At 47.9% G+C, this 2,105-nt stretch carries 1 tRNA gene and 1 rRNA gene (1 of these 2 cut by a window edge); both read right to left on the bottom strand.

Going from position 1 to position 2,105, the window contains the following annotated elements:
• Window positions 1-1,589, bottom strand: a 23S ribosomal RNA gene (locus tag D1B33_RS18185); it reaches 1,417 nt to the left of the window's first position.
• 407 nt (window positions 1,590-1,996) lie between these two features.
• Window positions 1,997-2,072: transfer RNA gene (locus D1B33_RS18190), tRNA-Ala, on the bottom strand.
• Between the last annotated feature and the right edge of the window lie 33 nt (window positions 2,073-2,105).

Below are 2,105 nucleotides of genomic sequence, written 5' to 3' on the forward strand. Positions count from 1 at the left end.
AAATTAGCTCCCCATCACAGCTCAACGTTACAGGAAGCGGATTTGCCTACTTCCACGCCTTACTGCTTGGGCGTACTCAACCAACGGTACGCTTATCTTATCCTACTGCGTCCCCCCATTACTCAAACGGCGGGGAGGTGGTACAGGAATATCAACCTGTTGTCCATCGTCTACGCCTGTCGGCCTCGACTTAGGTCCCGACTAACCCTGAGCGGACGAGCCTTCCTCAGGAAACCTTAGTCATACGGTGGATGGGATTCTCACCCATCTTTCGCTACTCATACCGGCATTCTCACTTCTAAGCGCTCCACCAGTCCTTCCGGTCTGACTTCAACGCACTTAGAACGCTCTCCTACCACTCGCATCATTCGATGCGAATCCACAGCTTCGGTGAATCGTTTAGCCCCGATACATTTTCGGCGCAGTGTCACTCGACCAGTGAGCTATTACGCACTCTTTAAATGATGGCTGCTTCTAAGCCAACATCCTGGTTGTCTAAGCAACGCCACATCCTTTTCCACTTAACGATTACTTTGGGACCTTAGCTGGTGGTCTGGGCTGTTTCCCTCTTGACTACGGATCTTATCACTCGCAGTCTGACTCCCGTGTATAAATATCTGGCATTCGGAGTTTGTCTGAATTCGGTAAAGCGAGATGCCCCCCTAGTCCAAACAGTGCTCTACCTCCAGTATTCTCATCACGAGGCTAGCCCTAAAGCTATTTCGGAGAGAACCAGCTATCTCCAAGTTCGATTGGAATTTCTCCGCTACCCACACCTCATCCCCGCACTTTTCAACGTGCGTGGGTTCGGGCCTCCAGTGAGTGTTACCTCACCTTCACCCTGGACATGGGTAGATCACCTGGTTTCGGGTCTACGACCACGTACTCATTCGCCCTATTCAGACTCGCTTTCGCTACGGCTCCGACTTCTCATCTTAACCTTGCACGTAATCGTAACTCGCCGGTTCATTCTACAAAAGGCACGCTATCACCCATTAACGGGCTCTAACTACTTGTAGGCACACGGTTTCAGGTTCTATTTCACTCCCCTCCCGGGGTGCTTTTCACCTTTCCCTCACGGTACTGGTTCACTATCGGTCACTAGGTAGTATTTAGCCTTGGGAGATGGTCCTCCCGGATTCCGACGGAATTTCACGTGTTCCGCCGTACTCAGGATACACTCAAGAGAGAATGAACTTTCGACTACAGGGCTTTTACCCGCTATGGCGGACCTTTCCAGATCGCTTCGCCTAATTCATTCCTTTGTAACTCCATATAGAGTGTCCTACAACCCCAAGAGGCAAGCCTCTTGGTTTGGGCTTTTCCCGTTTCGCTCGCCGCTACTCAGGGAATCGAATATTTTCTTTCTCTTCCTCCAGGTACTTAGATGTTTCAGTTCCCTGGGTCTGCCTTCAAGACGCTATGAATTCACGTCAAGATACTGTTCCATTACGAACAGTGGGTTCCCCCATTCGGAAATCTCCGGATCAAAGCTTACTTACAGCTCCCCGAAGCATATCGGTGTTAGTGCCGTCCTTCTTCGGCTCCTAGTGCCAAGGCATCCACCGTGCGCCCTTAATAACTTAACCTAAAAAAGTTAGTTACTGCTCTTCTTAAAAAGAAAAGACTTAAGAACTTTACGATAAATTACTTGAATTTTGTTGCTTTCAATGTCGTTTTATCCAGTTTTCAAAGAACAAATCTATTGATTTTACATCAATATTGGTGGAGCCTAGCGGGANCAGCTTCCGATACACGTCGCATTACGGCGTCAGCTTCAATCGTTCAGTCAGTCACGTACTTAAGTACGCTCCTTCCCTCACTCAATCGCTTCCTTGTCCTGCTCGTGTCTCGAAACCTTTTACAGTTTTGTTACTGCTTTTCTTACAATAAGAAAAGACTTAAGAACTTTACGATAAATTACTTGAATTTTGTTGCTTTCAATGTCGTTTTATCCAGTTTTCAAAGAACAAATCTATTGATTTTACATCAATATTGGTGGAGCCTAGCGGGATCGAACCGCTGACCTCCTGCGTGCAAGGCAGGCGCTCTCCCAGCTGAGCTAAGGCCCCAAAGAGGTAATATATATGGTGGGCCTAAATGGA

It is taken from the genome of Ureibacillus yapensis (assembly GCF_003515775.1).
In the GTDB taxonomy this organism is placed as follows: Bacteria; Bacillota; Bacilli; order Bacillales_A; family Planococcaceae; genus Ureibacillus; species Ureibacillus yapensis.